This window comes from Anaerobiospirillum sp. NML120511, from assembly GCF_023050955.1.
In the GTDB taxonomy this organism is placed as follows: Bacteria; Pseudomonadota; Gammaproteobacteria; order Enterobacterales; family Succinivibrionaceae; genus Anaerobiospirillum.
This window is the reverse complement of record NZ_JALKIK010000001.1, coordinates 131,180-149,976: the sequence shown is the minus strand read 5'-3', so window position 1 is coordinate 149,976 and position 18,797 is coordinate 131,180. Positions and strand designations below refer to the sequence as shown.

Annotated in this window: 2 protein-coding genes; both read left to right on the top strand. The window is 53.9% G+C overall.

Features of this window, described 5'->3' with window-relative positions; translation table 11 throughout:
- Window positions 1–59: 59 nt before the first annotated feature.
- On the top strand, window positions 60–1,043 hold the full coding sequence (locus MXE39_RS00285; protein WP_246977786.1) for a hypothetical protein: 984 nt from the start codon (window positions 60–62) through the stop codon (window positions 1,041–1,043).
- A 553-nt stretch (window positions 1,044–1,596) separates the two neighbouring features.
- Window positions 1,597–18,792 carry an AAA domain-containing protein gene (locus tag MXE39_RS00280; protein WP_247073687.1) on the top strand — a complete coding sequence of 5,732 codons (17,196 nt, stop codon included), beginning with the start codon at window positions 1,597–1,599 and terminating at the stop codon, window positions 18,790–18,792.
- The last annotated feature ends 5 nt before the right edge of the window (window positions 18,793–18,797 follow it).

Below are 18,797 nucleotides of genomic sequence, written 5' to 3'. Positions count from 1 at the left end.
TGAGCCTTGCCTGGATCAACAGGGCTGCCTGCAAACATTACAGCCCCCTGGAGTATTGTATGCAAGTCAATAATACAGTTCTTGCTCATGTTGAATCATCTCAGGACAGCTGCTGGCACAGCTGTGAAGACACCATGTCAGCTCATGCTCATTTACCTGCCGAGGCTTATGGCCTCTGGTGCCAGAGTCGTCTGTCAGGTGAATCTCTGACCGCCCTTACTCTCGACCTGCCCCGCTGCTGCTCAACTGCCGGTATGGCTCTTAACTGTGCCAACAGCAGCCATGAATCATCAGGTACCCAGGTGCCAGCCAGGTCAGATAAGGATGTCCAGACTGCACAGTCGTACAGGGATGAAAGGGACGTCATGGCAGTCAGCTCCTGTATGGCTCAAATGTCCGGTCTGCAGAAGTTATGTGGTTCTGCGTCTGAACGCTCCTGTGCGTCTGACAGAGAAGACCGCGCAGCTGCTGCAGCTGCATCAGCTTCAGGTGAGGCTGCAGCGGCCACGGGCAATTTGTCCGGAGGATGTCACAGCAGTGGCACTGATTGTCCGGCTGAACATGAGGAGAGAGCTGTGAGTGTGTTATCTGATGGCCAAAACATCAAGAAAGACTGTGAGTCTTTGGAGGGCAAATGCACTCAGAGAAATGACAGTGCGGGCAGAGACGCAGGCACAGGCGTGGGCACGGGTAGCGGCACAGGAGCGGGCGCGGGGAGCGGCAGCTGTGCCGGAGCAGGGGATGGCCGTGTGTACGGGATTTGTGAGGCTGATCTTGATGCGATTATTGCCCTGTGGGAAAGTCAGGGCGGTGATGCTGACGTTGGCCAGAGCACGTTGCTGGTTGCCACATATGGCAATGACAGCTGCAGCAACTCTCAGAGCGCTGCGGCGGACATCGTGCTGCGCGGTGGCGGTGGCCGCAGGGCCTACAGTGATCTCATGGCCAGTGAGCGCAGAGCTGACCGCATATTGTCCGCGCGCTGTGTGCATCGTAACCTCAGAGACATCCTTGCACGCGCGGGCATGACCTCGCTGTATTAGCCAGTCTGCCGGCAGGTCCCTGTCAGGCACTGGAGGCCTGTCTGCCCATGTCAGGCACTGCGTCGCATTGTCTGGCATTGTCTGCCACTGTCAGTCAGGCAAGGTCTGTCTGTCTGGCAGTGAGAGGCGGGCAGCTGTGGCTTTAAAGGCCTGTCATGGTTACATGACAGGCCTTTTTTGCGGGCAAGGTTTGCGTAGGGATGGGGATATTAACAGGTGATGATACGTAATTGCAGCCGGGAGTATGAGAGCTGGACCTGCGTGGGGATGGTGCTCTGTATTTTGTCCATTATCTCGTGTGGCCCTTGGTCGGTACTGGGATCCTTGATGGCTATGGGGCCATGGGCGCCCGTATGGGCCTTACGGGGCTGCCCCTGGCCCTTTAAGTGCATGCTTTTTGGGGCCAGGTGTGAGCTGTGAGGTTTTTCCTGTGTGCTATCCCTGATATCATTATATGTTTAGACAGACAAAGCGCTCAGCGGTCTGTCCCAAGGCCCTTGTGGCACCAGGTTATTGTAAAAGTTTCTATATATAAAAATATTTAAAAACAACTATGAAAAATTTAATGAATCTCAACAGATACTTTATTCTCAAACCTTATTTTGAAATTTCCGTACATCCTGAGACTATCCGCTACCCGGTAGTAGCGGCGGCCGAAAGTGGCCTCAGGGGCGTGGACATACTGGTAGCCGGTAAAGATTTTAAAGATGTAGCATTTACCCGCATTGCCCTTACCAGAAGCACTGCGCTGAAAAATTCAGGAAGAAAAAAACTTGATACCTCTTTGATGCCCGGCAGCACCGCATCATTACTGCCTGACATAGGAGAAGAGTGTCGCAATATAGAATATCGTTATCTTCAGCTTGATCCGTCGGGCCTGTTTGGATTTCTGGTGCGCATGCTGCGCAAGGTCGACTCCCAGAGCATTCTGTGCGCTGAAGATGCCGATGAGCTTGAGGCTTTAAGCCTGTGGTGCCACATTCACAGTGTGGGCCGCGAAGAAAAGCTTACTGTTGATCTCACCGGTCTTTTTGATCGCGTTATTGATCTGACCACCCTGGCCAAGGGCGCTGTTTTTGCGCGCCGTGAGCTGGGCTGTGGTGACTGTTCCGTGGATCTTAACGCCACTGCTGTATCCCCTGTTTGTGCAGACGGCCAGACAGCAGAGACTGCATCTGGTGCTGCCACAACTGTATCTGATGAGTCTGAAGGCGCTGCAGCAGCCCAGGCTGGAGGCATGGATGCTGGCGTAGACGCCGATGCTGGCGCGGGCGCTGGCAAGAGCAAGGGAAGAAAGGGCAAGGCTAAATCAAAGACTGTAGCCAGGGCTGATGCTGAGGCTGAGGCAAAGTCTGCTGATGCATCAGCCGGTGCTGATGCCGGCGCGGGCTATGAAGCCGATGCAGGAGCTCAATCCGGTGCTGATGGAGCTGCCGCTGAGGGCAATGCTGAGAACCTCATCAGTGACTTTGTCATTGAGACTGAGGATTTTGAGTTCGGCCGTCAGACCTTCTTTGACCTGTGCTCAGTGCTGGCCTTAATCGATGAGCCGGACTGGCTCAAAAACGGTGCCATTCAGGGCAGCACTGCTGTCATGGCTCTGTGGTTCCTGCGCCGCCTCAATGCAGAGCAGGATTCGCTGCTGGCGCTGATGGAGCTGCCTTTAACCGAGCGTTTAAACGATCGTGCCGCCTCTCATGGCCTTGCTCTGTGCATCAATGACAATGGTCTGGCACCAGTTCGTCTGGGCGCCTACATGCGCTCTTACAATTATGAGATTACCCGCTATCTCGATGACGAAGAGCTCTCAGGACGTATCAGTCAGTTCCGTTTTCTTGAGTCCCAGGATCTCGATCCTGCCGGACAGAGTGACCGTCCTTATTTTGAAGAAGTAACCCGTCTTATCAATCTGCGCGGTGGTGAGCTGCTGTTGCCTATGCGCGCTGCCGGTATGTTCCTGCGTTTCTGGGACATGCATGTTTATGAGCAGATTGCCATTGATGAAGCCAGCGGTCGCAGCTGGGACGGCACTGATCTGTATTTTGGCGAAAGACAGTATCTGGCCGAATGTGCCCTGCGCCGCAAGCAGCTGGCTCTGTTAAGCGCCCAGCTGCCAGAATCTCTTACCTCCTGCCTGCCTGAAGAACTGCGCTGTGATGAAGCTGAGCCGGTAAGCCCTGAAGATGAGGCTACCTGTAAGGCTCTCTTTACCTCAGTAGCTCCGCACAGTCTCTTTATTTACCGCAATGAAGCCCAGCTCAATCTGCTGCGCTATCAGTCTCATTACGAGAGCAATCTTGAATATGCCCGTGATCGTGCCCGTGCCAATATCAGACATTGCGGTGCGGCCTTTGCCTCACGCAATCTGGTAACCAGCTGGCGCCCTGTGGCAGACAGTCAGGGCATGTTCCCAGGCTATAACTTCCTGCACACCACAGGTGGTATTGTGCAGGCCAGTGAACCTGATTCCCAGTACGCCCTTAGCTTTACTGATGTTGGTCCTCTGTATCTTTCCTCTGCAGCCGCAGAGTCTGAAATCAGGGCACGCGCTGCCAGGGCTGATAATACAATGGCCCAGGATGTGGCCAGTGCTGTTGCTGATGCCATGGCTGATGCTGATGATATTGGACTTGGTGCCTCTGATGGTAAGGGCGCCCAGGACGGCGCTATCTGGAATTCACAGCTGCTTGGTGATGATATTGATCCTGAGGTGGCCGCCAGCCTGAACAGTCTGCACAGCGCTTCAGTCGATTCTGACGACGATCCTGTACTTCATGATTACATGCAGGACATGCTCCTTGATGTCGACGAAGTAGCCGGTGCCGGTCGTCAGCTGCCAGCCGATATCATTATTGAGGATAACTCTGACAATATGGATCGCCTTGACCTCGATGCCGAGGTCAACAGTGATCTGGCCACTGATCCTGAGGCTCAGGGCTATGCCCGTCAGCCAGGTGATGTAGATGCCGCTGCTGCAGCCCGTGCTGCTGCTGAAAGTGCGGCTGACAGGCACTCTGCAGGTGCTGTTGCTGGCACTGGCTCTGATCTTGATGAGGAGGTCGAGGAAGACGATCCTCTGGGCGATCTCATTGATGGCGCCATAGGCGTAATGGGCGGTGCCATGGGTGACGTATTTACCGGTGCGGCTGATGCCACCGGTCACGCCTCCCTTGCCGTAGCCATGACTGAGAGCTCACAGGTCACTGCCGCTGCCGCTCAGGAGTCAGAAGGCAGCAGCCAGAAGGCCCCAACCTCAGCTGACGGAGCTGTGGTCGACATGTCTGACCCTGTCAGCATGGGCGGTGCTATTGGCATTATGGGCGGCGCCATTGGTGATTTCTGCGTAAGCACAGCTGATGCCATGGGCGATGGTTCTTCCCAGGGCAGCGTCGAGGGCGCGCAAGCAGGCATGCAGCCGGGCATGCAGCCGGAGCTGGATACTGGCATGCAGGCAGGTGACTCAGGTGAGCCTTACCAGGGAAGTCTTTTTGACAGCCCTGAGGATATGGCTGCTCAGGCTTCGCTGCTTGCTGATGCCTCAGCTGCCGATCCGGGCATGGCTGATGACCTTGAAGATTTTAATGATGATATTGATGAGGATCTGTCAGATGAGGATCTGGCCGCCTCTCTGGTCATACCTGATGACATGGAGGCTGCCGCAGCAGCTGCCGTCAAGTCAGCTTCAGGACTCGATGAGCTTGAGGAAGTTGATGCCGCAATAGTTGACGGTATTGATACCGGTATACGTTCTGACTCCATGGGAGCTGCTGAGCATGGTGCTGCTCTTACCTCTGGTATGGCAGGGGACATGGTAGCCAGCGCCATGGATCGTCAGCTTGCTGATGGCGATCTGGCCGACAGCATTGTTGCCGGTGATCTTGATGATCACTCCGGCATCTCCTTCAGTCTTGCTGATGGTGCCATTGCCGCCGGTGTTGGTATCGACGGCTTTGAAGATACCGGCATGGCTGCAGCAGGTATTTATGAATATTCAGTAAGTCCGGCCGCCCGATCCCGTCGTGACCAGTCTGCTCAGCTCCAGGACCAGACCCTTGCTGATACCATGGCAGCATCAGCTGTCGTTGATACCGGCTCTGCACGTGCTGATGGTGTTGAGGATCAGGTATTTGATGAGGCCGGCGCTGTCTTTGATACACCGCTGCCAGATGACGGATTTGATGCTGACGAGCTCGATGCCGGTGCTTATGGCACTGACGGCATGAAGGATCGCGTAGTGCATGAGGCCATAATCGCTGAGCTTGATGATGCCCAGAGTGCTGCTGATGCCTATGCATCTGAGGGCTATGCAGATGAGCCTTATGCGGCTGATGATTATCAGGACGAGGCCGGTGAGGCAGGCGCTTATGAGGCCGGTTCTTATCAGGACAATGCCGGTGAGGCAGGCGCTTATGAGGCCGGTTCTTATCAGGGCGATGCCGGTGAGGCAGGCGCTTATGAGGATCGTTCTTATCAGGGTGATACCGGTGAGACTGTGGCCTGTGAGGCCGGCTCTTATGGAGATGAGGCTTATGCTGAGCAGCCTTATGGTTCACAGTCAGACGAGCCTGAGCTTTACGAGGCTGAGCCTGTTGAGGCCGAGATGATTGAGCTGGACAGCATTGATGTCAACGGCTATCGCGAGGTGCCGCTGCATGTAACTGTCCGACATGATGAGACCCGCTCCTTTGAAGCTGGCGATGCTGACTCTCTTGATGATGCCTACTCCCGTGCCGTGGCTGCAGCAGCTGCTGCTGGCGATATGGTCTCAGGTGGCAGCGGCATGGGCGGCTATGCGGCTTTCAAGGGCATGGTGGCCCGTGGCATTATTTTCTGGCGTATGCCTCTGGAGCGCCGTATCAGTGGCAGCTGGATGCGTGAGCCTCTTAGCGATTTCTACCGCTCGGTACGCTTTGCTCTTAACCGCTATCAGGATTCCTATCCTTACTTCTTCAATTCCGGCCGCTCCAGTGAGCAGCTGGCTTCTGCCTTCCTGCAGCGCTTCTTCATGGATGGTCAAAATACTCCACTGCGCTGCTTTATCAGCAACATCACCCTTGATAATACTGTGGAAAGCCGTTTCTACCTTTCCATCCGTATTCCTCTGCATCCTTTCTTTGACAGGGTGGATGAAGGCGCAGCTCTGTGCGTGGTTGGCTCATGCCCTCTGGACAAGAGCTCACCTGTGTTCCTGCCAGGCCGTGCTTCCATCAGCTTTGGTGGCGATGATCGCGCCGACTGGGAGCTTGAGTGCTTTATCAGATTTACCCTGCTTGCTCAGGGCTGCGCACCTCAGGGTGATCTGCCAGATGTAAGCCTGGAGCCTTTTGAAGAGGCTCTGGCGGCCACCCCTGATCTGGCCAATCCGCCACGCAGACGCAACAGAGGCGGTGCTGCCGGTGCCAGCGCCTCCGGTCGCGCACTGGTCATTTCCGCAGGCCTTGCTGATGCTGCCGGGGCTGCAGGAGCTGCAGGCTCAGCAGCAGCTGCTGGCACAGCAGGGGCTGAGGCCGCCAGCGTTGCCGTGGACAGTGCTACTGATAAGGGCTCTGATGTCTCAGGTACTGGCAGGATGGGCAATGTGCTGGCTGCCGCCTGCATGCGCGTTATTCCTCCATTTGCCGCCCATACCGCCCGTCGTCTGCGCGACTGGGAGGACTTCCTTTACTTCAAGGAGGCCCTGGTAAAGCACCGCTCTCAGGGTCTGCGCTATTTCAGCTGGTCCTACAACGAAGACAGCGGCTGCCTTGAGTTCCTGGTAGCTGCCAGTGATAACGATGATCTGCGCAGCACCATACGCTCTTTCCGCCGCCAGAATCTGCATGCCTACAATCTCAGATCTTCGGCTGATCCTTATGTTTTCCGTCTGCCACCTCAGTTAAATGATCGCCAGAGCTTCAGCGTCGAAATCGATTTTGATGACATTGGACAGATTAACTCCAGTGCCACTGAGATCATCTCCGAGAGCAGTGCTCATGCTTTCATGATGGAGCAGTGCCAGTCTCTGCGCGAGCGCATGGCCCGTCGTATTGAGGATGAAAACCGCCGTATCAGCCGCCGCCGTGGCGACAAGGATGCCGATGAGAGCATATCCTCTCTTGATCCGCACAGCGCCGTTTTTGCCCTGGTAAGCGTGGAGCTTTCAGAAGAGCTCAGTTATGCCATTGGGCGCCTTAGTGCCCTTAACTCAAAAGGCGCAGCTTCAAAGTCTGGCAAGGCAGACAGGAGCGGCAGTGCCTCTCAGGCCGGAGGTGAGGGCGGTGCAGCTGATGCCGATGCCGCCATCAGTGCCGGTATTGCCAGTGTGCTCAGGGATCTGCCAAAGGAGGGCTTCCTTGCTCTGTCCATTGTAGGCGACCTTGCCCTGATAGCCCGTCACCGCTCAGCCGTGCGCTCCCTTAAGACCAATGAGGGCTGTTATGCCCCTTATCTGTCAAGCTATCTGTTTGACATCAAGGGTGCCCATCAGCCTGAGGTTATTGAGCCGGTAACCAGGTGGTTTAATACCGAGCTTAACAACAATCAGAAGCTGGCCGTGCGCAAGATGCTGGCCGCACCTAATATCTGTCTGATTCAGGGCCCACCAGGCACTGGCAAGACCACGGTTATTGCCGAGGCCTGTGCCCAGTTTGCCCGTCGCAATCAGCGTGTGCTGCTGGCCTCCCAGTCCCATGACGCTCTTGATAATGCCCTTGCGCGCCTTGAAAACCATCCGCATCTGCGCGCCCTGCGTCTTGCCGGCAATATCAAGCGCATTACTCCATCAGGCCGTGAGTTTACCGGTCCTGAGGTTCTGGTGCGCCAGTACCGTGCGCTTGCCGATCATGCCGGTCAGCTTTGCGATGAGAACTCCTCACTGCGTCAGTCACTGAGTGCTGCTGCCGCCATGATGTTAAGCCGCGAGGCTGACCGTCTGCGTGGCGGTCAGGGCGCTGACTTATCTGGCTGTGTCGTTCTGGAAAACTATGCCTCAGATCAGAGCTACCACAGCTATGGAAGCACTAATCTGCCTCTGCTGGATATCAAATATGAGATCTTCGGCGGCAGTGAAGAGGAAATGATTTCCTGGTATGACTGCATTGACGAGGATGTGGTCTCTTCCTTTGAGTTTGCCCAGTTTGACGACTATTCAGATGAGTTTGGCAATGATGACAAGGGTTCTGCTCAAGAGGCCGTAGCCGCCGAACTGGCTGAGCGTGCTCAGCAGGCTCAGCGTGCTGTGCTGCCAAAGACTCAGGACGAGCGTTCTGCTGAGGCCGAAGCTGTTTACGAATATGCTCAGGGCCTTGCCAAGCTCTTTGAGGATGACAGCGATCCTTATGCCCTTGATGAAAGTGCTCATACCATTGCTCAGCTTCTGGACACTGACAGCATTGATGAGGATCAAGAGAGCGATCCTCTCAATCACAATACCATTGCCCCTGAGGACGATGATAATGCAGCCGCTGCCCGTGTCGATGAAATCGAGCAGGATCTGCAGGATGTAGTTGATCGTCTTGCTGCCAGCAGCATGCCGGCTCTGATTGCCATGTGTGAGCGTATTGATGCTGACAGCAACAGTCAGGGCGCTGCCCGTGCCGAGCTTGAAAGCATGGGTGTGGATTTCAGTACCAGCACAACAGTTGAAGGCAAGTCTTACGACTTTGTCGATTCAGTCTATTCCTGTCTTAAGAAGCACTGCCGTCTTCGTCTTCCAGGCCTTGAGCAGGCTGTAGCTGAAGCCGATGAGATTTCAGCCATTCTTCATCAGACCGATCCTTTCTCCGATGGCGGTTTTGATCTGGCCTTACGTATTGTCATGCTGGGCATGACAGGCTATGGCATGCCTCTGGTTACCAGCGAAATGCTGGGATTTACCCAGCAGCTGGAAAAGGCTGCTGTGGCTGACATGCGCCGTCTTACCGTAGCTGATCAGCTGCCATTGCTGACCGGCTGTCGCAATATCACTACTGCTCTTAATGAAGTGCCTTCCTTTGCTCAAAAGGAAATTGCTGAACTGAACACAGACCTTGAGCATGCTACCCCTGATCTGACTGGTCTTAAGCGTCCTGTCGGCCGACTGTCTGCACGTCTGCGCCGCCTGGTGCTCAAGGCAGTGAGAATAGGACCTCTGGCCCGTGCCTTAAATACCAGCGGCTGCAGCTCCTTTGAGGCTGCAGATGAACTCAGACAATCCCTTGAGAATGTGGTTGGCCGCCTTGATCTGGCTCTTGAACATGCCGGCAGCTGGCTTGAAGAGCTGGCCCGTCCATGTGAGCTGATAAGCGCCATGGACAGCGCCGTGCTGTCCATGGGACCTGGCTTTACCGGCAGTGCTCTGCGTCCAGAGGGCGATGCTGTCCATGTCTCAAGCATCAGTGCTGATACCGACATTCATGCCGTTGCTGCCAGTGCCAGTATGGCCGCCAGTGACCTTGCTCATGGCGCCAGCCTTATGGCCGGCACCACTGCAGCTGCCGGCTCTGCAGGCAGGGCTGCCGCCTCAGCCGCTGCAGCTGCCGACACTGCTGCATCAGGTGCCGCCACAGCCAGTGCAGCTGATGCCGCTGATGCCGCTGATGCATCAGGTGCCGGCGCAGCCGGTGCAGGTGCCGGTGCCGGGTCCGGACAGCTCAGTGAGGGCGTGGACGAGGCCATGCAGCAGCTTGGTGACTTCTATCCTTTTGGCAACGACTTTGTTGCCGCCTTTGACCGCTATATTGCCTCAGTGCGCTCAGAGAGCTTTGAGGACAGGATGGAAGGTCTTTTCGCCTTCGTTGAGGCAGTAAAGGCTATCCCTGATTTTGAGCGCCGCAGAGAATATTTCCGCTCTGTGCGTGGCGAGACTGACAGCGTCGATTATCAGAGCATGATTAAGAGCCTGATGGAGCACATCAAACAGGTACGTGCCAGCGTAGTTGACATGATTGCTCTGCTTGACAGTGACAGCAAAGAGGCCGATCTGTCAGCTCTGTCTGCCATGGGCATTGCTCAGAGAGATCTGCGTGATGCTGCTGCATCTGCAGACTATGAGGAACTTTTCGATGAGGATGATCTCAATGAGCTCAGACTGATCTTCAAGTCCCTTGTTCATAATCCGGCAGTCACGCTCAGGGACACTGAAGATGCACAGATCAGTGACAAAGAACTGATCCTTTTGAAGGATATGCAGTTTTATATCGAGCATTCGGAGATCACCAAAGCCGAAAGGCTCAACTGTGCCAGGCGCCTTGCCAGAGAGCTCATGGAGCGTGAAGGCATTGAAATGGATGATAAGCTGGTTGATGACGTGCTTGAGGAAGTCAACTATGTTTCACAAAAGCATCCTGCAGTTGCCCGTGCTCTTGGCAAGTCAGTAATCTCCGCAGCAAAGAATGAGACTGTACAGCAGCCTGCATCTGCATCTGAGGCTGCTGCAGCTGCCTCCGGTGCCAAATCTGCCTCCGGTGCCAAATCTGCCTCCATTGCCAGTGCGTCAGCCGGGACTGCTGCTGCAGCCGATGCGGCAGCCGCTGCGGCAGTGTCTGCCGGCGCAGGTACAGATGCTGGCAAGACCGCCAGGGCTGGATCCGTGGCCTCAGCTGCCACCTCATGGGTCGGAGCTTCAGCTGATTGTGTAGAAAAAAGACAGAAGGAAATTCTGAGCCAGCTTGATGAGATCATTGACTGGATTGTAGACAATGCTCAGCCAATGATGAAGCTTCAGAATGCTGAGGAGCGCGCTTACAAAGCCGCAGATGCTCTTGCCAGCCGTAAAACTCCTGCAACACTGATGAACACCCATGCAGAGGCATGCTTCCGTGCCCAGGTGGAGTTCGATACTGTTGAGCCATTTGCCTTCATGGTTAAAAACATATGCTCAATGGCATCGATCATGGCATCTGATCTGTCTTCACTGTCCGGAACCAACAGGATTGGTCCGCGCATGCTCTCTACAGTAAATGAAAGCGATGAGCTGCAGAGGATTTTTCATTGCGTCAACATGGAGTGGAATTCCAGGGATGCCGGCATTGTAGAAAAACTTGCGGGTCTGTCCCGTAAGCTTGAAGAGGTGCGCAAAAAAATCAGAGAGCTTGTCAGCTCAACTGACTTCAAGATTGGGGAGCTGTCCATGATGGATCCCGAGCTCGTCAGAGAGTTTTGCCAGACCTTCATGTCAGCCCGCAACTTCCTGTGCTTTAGTCCGTTGATTGCATTTGATCCGGATAATTACGAGGAACGCTTCAATAAAGTTTTAGATATTTATGACAAAGTTGCCAGGTCTTTTGAAGAAGGCGACATCCCTACAAAGCTCATGGGTTTCTATATTCCTGATGAGTTTGATATTCAGGCAGTTACCAGTGCCATCACAGGTACCATACTCAATATGGTCAGTCACGAGGAGTCAACTGGTTTTGAAGCCTTAAACCTGCTGCGCACTTTAAGTCATATCAGTTCTCTTGACGATGCTGGCATATTCAAGGTTGATTACAACGCCGAGAAAAGCTCCAGTGGGGATGATAATGAGTCTTATCTTCATTATCAGTCTGTCACCATGGTCGATGCCCGTGACAACAGAGATGGTGTTTTCAGGCAGCGTCATGCGGTAATCAAGAAGCTGGTACGCAAGAGCCTGGTAGACATGCTCAAGAATACAGCTGTTTTCAACAACTGGCTGCTTGAGCCTGTATGCCCTGAATATGACCTGAGCAGTGACAACAGTGCTCAGCTCTTTAATGTCATCAGCATCATGAGTTCCTTTACTCAGCTGATGTCAGTAATGTTCAGGTTCTGCTTTGAAATGAACAGGTACGATGAATCAAAGAAGCAGGACCAGGATATTGAGCTCAATTTAAGCCAGTCTGACGCAGAACTCATGGATCGCCTTGCGGTCCGTGCCGAACAGCTGCGCGTGCTTATTGACTCCTGTGCCGGTGCTGATGATTTGATTATGCGTCCTGAGGACTCTTCAGAGGACCTGGCTGACAAGGCTCAGAGTCAGCCGGCAAAGAGCGGACGTTTAAGACGTGGTGCCCGTAAGAACAAGGCCAAAATCGAGGCTGAAAATGCCCGTGCTCAGGCTCAGCGTCAGGAAGATATTAAAAAGCAGCAGGAGAGAATTAAAAAGGCTCTTGATTATGCTGCTGAGCACCGTGGCTGTACTGCCATTTTTGCTCCTGTGGGCAAAATTTCACAGTCGGCTGACGGCCTTGTCTCCACAGCGCACAATTTTGCTGTATTTGAGAGCAAACTGGATGCTCTCTTTGGTCCTCTGGATGACGATCTCAGACAGGCTGCTCTCGAGCAGACCCGTGGTTCTCTTACAAGAGACCTCAGTTCAGAGCTCAGCGATGTAGACAAAGGTCTTATTAAATCATTTGTAAAGCACTTTAACGCTAATATCGAGAATGACTCGATGCACTGCAATATGAGCTTTACAGGTACCCGTCTTGGTGACGTCCATGATCTCTATGTGAGCGGATTGATGCACCAGGAGTTTGTCAGAAGAAGTGGAACCGTTCTGGCTGCCGGTTCTTTTGTACCAACGGCTATGAGCGCTGAGGCCAGGGCCGCTGCCGGCATAGACCTGTCGGCAGTCAGTGAGGAGGCAAGAGCAAAGGCCTGGGCAGAGCATAAGGCCAGAATCAGTGACCTTGAGGAGGTCGTTAAATCTACCGTTTCAGCTTCTTTTGCAGCTTACAGCGCAGAAGATGCAACCCAGGAGGATAAAAAGGCTGCTTATGCTGCTGTTAATGCTGCAAATCAGGAACTTGAGTATGCGGAGTCCAGGATAACAGTAAAACTTACCCGTGCCGATCTGTGTGCTGTTTATGCCCGTATTGTGGCAATTATGATCTCATTGAGAGCAAAGGCAGCCGGCAGTTCCGATCTTGATCTGTCATGCCTTGCCTTATATCCAATGGCAACTGGTCACCGTATTGCCGCCTGCTGTGATTTGAGCAAGCTCAGGGGGCTGTACAGGGATATTTGCGAACTGCGTCCGCTGTTCCGCAGCAAGTTTGGCGAGTTCATTAACAAGAACATCAAGACCTATAACGATTTGACCACTGATGCCAGAAATCAGAAGGTTGAAAATCAGGGCACCACGGAGCTCGTAAGAGGTCCAAAGGGACCTATGGAGTTTATTGACACCGGCTGTAACTACTTTAATACCATGGCCGAGTGTCACGAAATTCTCGAGAAGGCAGTAGATTTTGGTAATACTGTTGCCGGAGAGGAGTTCTTCACTCTGGGCTCGATAATGGCTGATGTGGATCTGAATGTCCGCCGTACCTTAAATGCCGGTCATCCTGTTCTTGAGGGCACTATGGATGAGGATCTGGAAGACCTTATCCCTCGCGATACTCACAGTAAAGGTCTGAGTCTGCTCAGTCCTCCTGAAAAGCCTGAATATCTGTTACTGCCATACTCCATGCTGGAAGTTGCAGATGATCCTGATCACAGGGAGGAAGTTAAAGCTCAGCTGGAAAAGAGCAGGAAGCAGTTTACGTCAAGATACTCCAATGCTTTTGACAGCAGCATGAAGTATCTGTATGACAAATACAAAGACTTTTATAAAGTAGCTTTGCTGTCCCGTACCATTGTTAATGACATGAGGAGGATTACCGAAGAGGATCTTCTGCCTGAGGTCTATCATCACCTCATGAAACTCTCATGGGCAGACAATGTGCGTCTTGCCTCTGCCCGTGTTGAGCTTTGCCCTTGTCAGGAAACAATTGAAATGTTCTGGGCCTGTGTCTGTACAGAGCCTGGTGAGCTTGAATTCAGATTTGATGATGCTGCTGCTCTGGCTGAGAAGTATGGCATGCCTCAGGGTATTTACAGATTCTTCCAGATTCTCAAAAAGCATGAGTTTGAAACTCTGCCTGATGTAGAGCAGGTTTCATCCTCAGGTCTGATTCCATTACAGGTAGGTCATAACGGTGTTATGGCCAGCATGACCAATCTGCTGGCTGAGCTTCTTGAGTCAGGCTATCCTGAAAACAGGCTTTCATCTCAGAACCTGAAGTTCATCAAGAAATTTGCCGATGATTTCATTGACAGATTTAAGGAAGGCAATTACAGCAATCCTTTCACTAACAAGATAGATCCGCGCCGTCTGCTCAAGGCACTTGCAAATCGCCCTCAGATGCTCAAGATGCTGAAGATCGATCTGTCCGAAGTTGACCTTGATACCGATTACAGGAAACTGGCCCCGGATGCAGATGTAAAAGATGCCAGCGGGGAAGACCACAAGCAAGAGCACGAGCAAGGCCACGAGCAAGGCCACGAGCAAGGCTCTGCCGGTGCCTCCGGATCAGATGCTGCCGCATCAGATGCTGTTGCATCAGATGCTGCCGCATCAGACAGCTCAAAGGACAGCTCCGCCGGCACTGACCAGCAGTCAGCTGACTCTGCCTCTGCCTCTGAAGCTGCTGATGAGGCCTCTGGCTTCGAGGCTGGCGCTGAGGGTAACAGTCATGATGCAGGCGGAACAGCCAGTTATGAGACTGAAAGCAAGTCTGCAGCTTCTGATAATGCTTCACAAAACATTACAGATAAGCATGCTGCTCATGATGATGAAGAGGCACAGTCTGAGCTGGTTACTGATGTTGCCAGTGGTGACATTGAGCCATCTGTTCAGGCCGATGCTGCCATTCAGGTAGATGCTGCTATTCAGGCCGATGCCGGAGTTGCGGCCGATGCTGGCCTTGAGTCCGAGGTCAGGGGTGAAGACTCTGTCGATGGTGATGACGTGGCCTGTGCAGAGGATGAATCCTGTTGTGGTGCTCTGTCTTCATATAGCTTTAGTGAAGAACAAATCCTCAATGGTACTGTGCAGGTGGTACCTCATGAGCGCTTTGTAGCTTATATGACCCTCAAGGAGGCACTCGAGTACGACGATCTCTATATACATGCAGATGACGATTACATAAATGACATTTGCATTTACGAGGATCTGGCTGTAGAGCTTGGATTTAATATTACTTTTAAAGAAAGTATTGCCTCGGTAACCAGGGTTGAGAGTCTGATAGCAGAACTTGGCGATGAGGACAGGTCTCACTTTGCCTATGCCATGTCACTGCTGGGCCGAACTCTTATCAGCCACATGCAGACTTCTCTGCAGCAGATAAGCGAGCGTCTGAGTGGTGTTGAGGAAGGTATCAGGGAGCTGGGCAGCAGTCTGCTTACTGTATGCAATGATGTTATTACCGGTTACAGCGGTAACGCTGCCAGCCGTATTCTTTCCATGAGACGCTGCGGCTTTATTTCCGAGCTGGTGCGCAGCACTGAGCAGTTCTTCTTCTCAGGTATGACTATGAAGGATGAAATTCCTTCACTGGCTCCTGCCCTTGAGCTGGCCCGCCGTCGAGTGCAGGCCTGTGATTGCGCTCAGCCGCTGCCACTTTCTGCCCATGAGCAGGCTGTTGCTAAACGTGCCGCTGCTGCTGCAGCTGAGCAGGCCCGTCGCAGGTCTTCAGCAGGTCTTGCCTTTGCCGGTGCAGCTGCATCTGCAGCTGGTAAGGGCGTCAGGGGCGGTGGCGTAATGGCAGCCGGTTATGCTGCTGGTAAGGCAGCTGCCACACTGGCAGCTGAAACCTCACCTGAGGCACTGCGTCTGGTGGCAAGTGATGGCTTTGGTGCTCTGGCATCAGAGTGGGCAGATATCCTTGGTAATGCCGACGGTCATGCCCGCCGTGACTGGGATGAGGTCGAAGCAGCCTATATTCAGAGCTGTAATGTGGTCGCAGTTTCCTGTAATGAAAACGAACGTACCCTGGCTGCTCACGATTTTGATGCTTTTGACGTGGTCATTATTGACGAGGTTTCCAAGGCCACTCCTCTGGAGCTGCTGCTGCCTTTAATGCGCGCTCCAAAGGCCGTGCTGGTAGGTGACCACCGTCAGCTGCCTCCTATTTTCAATGAGCGTGACGGCATGACCTTTGAAGATGAGGTCGACCGTCTTGAAAATGCCCGTAATAATGCCAGTGCCGGTATTGCTGGCGAAGATGAGGAGGGTGCATTTGATGAGTCTGTAGCCCAGCTGACCCGCTCGAACTTTGAGCGTTATGAAAACATGGTCACTGCCTCCCTGTTCAAGGAACTCTTTGAGCAGGCTCCGGAGAGCTTAAGACAGCGTCTTGACATGCAGTTCCGCATGCATCCTGAGATCATGCGTCTCGTTAACTTCTTCTATGACGAGAGTCTGCACTGCGGTAACCCTGAGCGTGATCGTTCTCATCCTGTAGTACTTCAGGATGAGGCCGGCCATACTCTTATTGGCCCTGATGATCACATTCTGTGGGTGGATACTACCCTTAATGAACAGGGTAAAGCCTATACCATTGAAAGTAACCGCAACGTCAACTATGTCGAGGCTCATCTGATTGCCAAGACCCTGATTGAGATGGAGCATATCTGCACTGCTGCCGGTTATGGTCCGGGCAGAAAGCTGCAGGTAGGTGTGGTTTCCTTCTACCAGCCTCAGTGCCGTGCCATTCGTGAGCAGATAACTGCCATGGTGGGACGCAACAGCAACTGGTTTGATGCCCTTGATGTGGAGATCAATACCGTTATCCGCTATCAGGGTAAGGAAAAGCCGGTAGTAATACTGTCGCTGGTCAAGAATAATGGCGGTCCTTTCAACCAGCACTTCCCGGCAGGAAGAGCCAATGTGTCACGCTTTGAGTTCATCAACGTGGCCATGAGCCGTGCTCAGAATCTGCTGATGGTCTTTGGTGCCCGCAATATGTACAACAACCGTGATGTACGTATGCCTGCCATGGATCGCAAGGGTACTGAAACCCGTCAGGTCTACCGCGCCATGTTTGACTATCTGGAGCTCAATTCCAGCTCCGGCCGCATGACTACCGCTCCGGCTTTCACCACAGTGCTGGGCACTGCCAATGAAATTGCCCGTGAGAACAATGTTACTGCCGCCTCCCGTCATGGTGGTCACCAGACCTTTTACGCCGACGCAGAAAGCAGGAACAGACGCCGTGCATCGGGCTCACACAGGAATGGTGCTGAGCAGGCACACAAGGTCAATGAGGTCACACAGGTGCCTTCAGTATGGGAAGAGCATGCCCGTCTTGAGCAAAGTGATCAGATCAACACCCATGAGAGCATGGATGACTCATCTGTACTGAAGAGTGACCAGTATGCCCAGTCCCAGGATCGCCGCTCCGACCGTGCGGGCTCTTATGGCCAGGATCGTTATGACAACAGTGCCCAGTGGCGCAGTGCCAACGCCTTTGCCTCATCATCGGATGAAGACCGTGCTGCACCGTCAGCTGATGCCACTGACAGGACTGATGCTGGCAGCTCACGTAATGCCAGCTCAGGTGTATGGCAGCGTTCTGCCAGGAGCAGTACTGAAAGCTCAGGTGGCTGGAATCGTGGCAGCACAGGCGGCGGCAGCTCTGCCTCAGGATACACTGCCGGTGGCAGCTCTGCCGCTGGCAGCAGGACTGGTGGATACACTGCCGCTGGCAGCAGGACTGGTGGATACTCTGCCGGTGGCTCCAGCAACGGATCCAGTGGTGGCTGGAGCAGTGGTACAGGCGGCAAGGGTGTCTGGAACAGTAGCAACAGTACCAATGGTGTCTGGAACAGCGGCAACAGCAGCAATGGCGGCTGGAGCAGCGGCAACAGCAGCAATGGCGGCTGGAGCAGTGGCAACAGCAGCAACAGCAGCTGGAGCAGCGGCAACAACAGTGGTGGCTGGGGCAATGCAAGCTGGAAGCGCAACAGCTGGGGCAATACTGGCTGGAAGCGCAAAAACAGCAATGCTGGCGGCTGGAACAGCAACAGTAACAGCACTGGCAGTGGCTTCAATGGCAACAGTAATGGTGCCGGACCGGGCGGTGGCTGGAACAGCAGTTCCCGCAACTCCTGGCAGGATAACCGCAGCAGTCGCAGTGAGGGCTATAACAGCTCAGGCTTTGGACGTTCGTCAGATTCAGGAGATTACCGCTCTGGTCGCGACAATGAGACCAGGGGATGGAATAACTCCGATGAGCTGGTTTACAGCAGCGGCAATGTAGAGCAAAGCTCACTTGCAAGTCAGCTGGCCTCAATGCTTAACACCTCGCTAAAACCTGATCTGCCTCCGGCTGTCAGGGGTGACGAGGACACGGACTCCGACGTCTCAAATGACAGGGACGTCATTGGCGGAGATTCCAGCGCAAGAGCTGACGCAGCAGGCTCCAGTGCCAGAGCAGGCGCCGGATCATCAGCCACTAAGGCATCAGCCACCAGGGCAGATGGGGCGCAGAGCTCTGGAGCTGGCAGCGCAGCTGACAGTGATGACAGTTCAGGTGCTGACACTTCAGGTGCTGACAGGGGCTCAACATCGGGCAATCTGCCTGATGCACCGGAGCTGATTCCTCCTGTTGCTGAGGACATGAGTTCTCAAAGTGACAGCGTTGATGAGGCAGATGGTGATGATGGCGAGTCCTTTGCGGCCCTGCTTGCCAGCGAGGGCTTTGGACAGATCAGAAAGCAGCCACAGGAGCGTTCATCCGCCACTGTCTACAGCACGGGCAAAAAGGCCACGGCTGCAAAGGGGGTGGCTGCCTCAAAGGCCGGTGCCGGCTCAAAGGCCGCAGCTGCCTCTAAGGACGCAGCTGCCTCTAAGGGCGGGGCTGGGGCACAATCCGGGACAGCAGCAAAAGCTGCCCGGTCAGAAAGTGGCAGCACCGGAAATTCCGGAAGCTCCAAAGGGGTCAGCGCAGCTTCTTTAGCAAGCCTGGCAGAACATTTTGGCGGCGGCAAAAAGGGCCGCAAGTAACAGGA